Source organism: Nocardia farcinica, assembly GCF_029867845.1.
GTDB classification, from domain to species: domain Bacteria; phylum Actinomycetota; class Actinomycetes; order Mycobacteriales; family Mycobacteriaceae; genus Nocardia; species Nocardia farcinica_A.
In genome coordinates, this window is sequence record NZ_JARWRU010000114.1 from 1 (window position 1) to 2,995 (window position 2,995).

At 72.9% G+C, this 2,995-nt stretch carries 2 protein-coding genes; one reads left to right on the plus strand and one right to left on the minus strand.

Annotated features, from left to right (window positions below):
• Positions 1-180: 180 nt before the first annotated feature.
• On the minus strand, positions 181-2,289 hold the full coding sequence (locus tag QH283_RS02170) for an MMPL family transporter (RefSeq protein ID WP_280501339.1): 2,109 nt from the start codon (positions 2,287-2,289) through the stop codon (positions 181-183).
• A gap of 189 nt (positions 2,290-2,478) precedes the next feature.
• Here QH283_RS02170 and QH283_RS02175 point away from each other — a divergent pair, with 189 nt between their 5' ends.
• Entirely contained in the window at positions 2,479-2,688 is a 210-nt protein-coding gene (locus QH283_RS02175; RefSeq protein ID WP_280501340.1) for a hypothetical protein, read from the plus strand.
• Positions 2,689-2,995 lie beyond the last annotated feature (307 nt).

Below are 2,995 nucleotides of genomic sequence, written 5' to 3' on the forward strand. Positions count from 1 at the left end.
CCCCTCGCCCCGTTTCCCTCCCGCGCGCGGCCCGGGGGGGGCGGGCGCGGGGGGGGCGGGGGGGGGGCGGGGGGTGTTACCCCCCGCCCCCCCCCCCCCCGGCGGGGGCGCACCGCGTCGCCCGCGGCGGCGCGGAGCTGAATCCGCGCCTGGCCGTTCCTGTTTCGGGCGTGGATGCGCCTACTTGGTGGCGTCGGTGAGTTCGCGCTCCTCGGAGCGGGTTCCGGTGTGGTCGAGGTCGGCCGGCCACCAGATGCGTGGCCCGATGAGGGCGAACAGGGCAGGGACGACGACGGTGCGGACGACGAAGGTGTCGAGCACGATGCCGATGCCGACCACGATGCCGATCTGGGTCAGCGTGATGAGCGGCAGCACGCCCAGGACACAGAAGACCGCGGCGAGCACGATGCCCGCGCTGGTGATGACCGGCCCGGTCGCCGAGACCGCGCGGACGATGCCGCGCGCGGTGCCGTGCCCGGGCGCCTCTTCCCTGGCCCTGGTCACCAGGAAGATGGTGTAGTCGACGCCGAGGGCGACCAGGAACAGGAAGCCGTAGAGCGGGACGGTGGTGTCCAGCGCGGGGAAGCCGAAGATGTGCTCGCTGGCGAGGCTGCCGAGACCGAGGGCGGCCAGCGCGCTGAGCACGGTGACGCCGATGAGCACGAGCGCGGCGGGCACGGCGCGCAGCAGCGCGAGCAGGATGACGAACACCACCAGCAGGATCAGCGGCATGACCAGCAGTTGGTCGCGGCCGGCGGCCGTGGAGGTGTCGAGTTCCTTGGCGTCGCTGCCGCCGACCAGCGCGTCGGCGCCGGGGATGTCGGACAGCTGGCCGCGCAGGTCCTCGATGATGTCGAACGCCTCGTCCGAGGAGGGCGCGGCGTCGAGGACCACCGCCCAGCGGGTGATGCCCTCGTGCGGCGGGCCGGTGCGCACCGCCTGCGAGACTCCCGCCTCCCGGTCGAGCACGCCCTGCACCGCGTCGGCGGCTTCGGTGCGGGCCAGGACCACGGTCGGATCGGAGGCGCCGGAGGGGAAGTGGGCGGCGAGGGTGTCCAGCGCGTCGACGGATTCGGCGCGGACCCGGAACTGGTCGGCCTGCGACAGCCCGACCGCCGAGCCGAACAGCCCGGTGGCGCACAGCAGCAGCACCGCCAGGGTGCCGACGGCCACCGGCAGCGGCCTGCCAACCACCGTGTCGGCGATGCGGTACCAGGCGCCCGAGCCCGCGTTGTCGGTGCCGTCGACGGCGGGGATGAACGGCCAGAACACCTTGCGGCCGCACAGCGACAGCGCCGCGGGCAGGGCGGTCAGGCCGAACAGCGCGGCCAGCAGCAGGCCCGCGGCGGCCATCAGCCCGAGGCTGCGGGTGCTCGGCAGGACGGCGAGCAGCAGGGTCAGCAGCGCGAGCACGACGGTCAGGTTGCTGGCCAGGATGGCGGGCGCGCAGCGGCGCACCGCCACGCGCAGCGCGTCGCGGTGGTTCTCGTGGCGGTGCAGCTCGTCGCGATAGCGCGAGATGAGCAGCAGGGCGTAGTTGGTGCCGGCGCCGAAGACCAGCACGCTGGTGATGCCGGAGGTGGAGCCGTCGAAGGTCAGGTCGGTGACCCGCGCGAGCAGGGTGCCGAGACCGGCGGCGCAGCGATCGGCGACGCCGACGACGAGCAGCGGCACCAGCCACAGCACCGGCGAGCGGTAGGTCAGCACGAGCAGCACGGCCACCACGAGCGCGGTGACGGCGAGCAGGGTGATGTCGGCACCGGCGAAGGCGTTGGCGGCGTCGGCGCCGAAGGCGGGACCGCCGGTGATCTGGGTGCGCAGGCCGTCGGGGGCGCGTTCGTCGGCGACGGTGCGCAGGCGCTTGACCTCGTCGTTGAGCGCGGAACCGTTCAGCTCACCGGAGATCGGCACCTGGCCGAGGGCGACCATGCGGTCCTCGGAGACGGTCAGCTGGGCGGGCGGGCCCGCCGCACCTGCCACCGGCGACTCGGCGCGGATGCTCGCCACCGCCTCGGTGGCGGCGGCCAGTTCCGGCTCGGTGAGCGCTCCGCCGTCGACCCGGTCGAAGACCACGATGGCGGCGGTGTTCTCGCCGCCGGGGAACTGTTCCACCAGCTCCTGCACCCTCGCCGACTCGGCGTCCGATGGCAGCGAGCTCGGCGCGTCGCCCGCGGAGTCGTTCGACCCGGCCCGCCCGATCCTCGCGCCGTATAACAGGAAGACGAGCACCAACACCAACCACGACCGCCGGCCGGTGACAGCCGCGGCGAACCCATCACCGATATTCACATTGCTCTCTCTTTCAGACCTTCCTGAGAGTCCAGCCGACGCCCCGCCGCATGTCACAGCACATTTCGGTATGCCCGGTGAAACGCATTCCCACACAGGAATGTTCGTTCAGCTGCACTTGCACCCCGGATAGGTCAGCCTTACCATTCCTGCGGCAAGGGGAGCTCCACACCCGTCAGAAGGTCAGGCATGGATCAGCCAGGTCACCGTCCGTCTCGTCCCGGCGCCGCCCGCAGGCTGGGCATCGCCGACGTCGCCGCCGCCTACGGGACCGAGGCGCTCCACCGCCGGATCGCCCAGCTGCACGCGGCCGGGCAGCACTATGCCGCCCTCGCCATCGAAAGGGAGCTGGCCGAGGAGCGGCAGCGGCGGATCGGGTTCGACGCCCAGGCCGTCTGAACGCACGTCGCGCTCGTGCCGAACGGCCGAGTGAACCCGCCGGACGGCCGGACGATCTTGCCGAACCGGCCCACGAGGAAGACGGGTTTTCCTATAGTTGGGCTCGATTCGGGCCCGGTCGTCGCGTGTCCGAGGTGGTAGTGGGAGCACGCACCTATGAGTATCGCCGCGCCGGACCTGCCGCCGGAGCCCGCAGCGGGCCGGGCAGGCAACACCCCGGCCGACGGCACACGGTCCGGCGCCACGCGGACGCCGTCCGGGCGTCCGTCGTCGTCGCGGACCGCTCCGGCCGGTCGCGCCCTCGAAC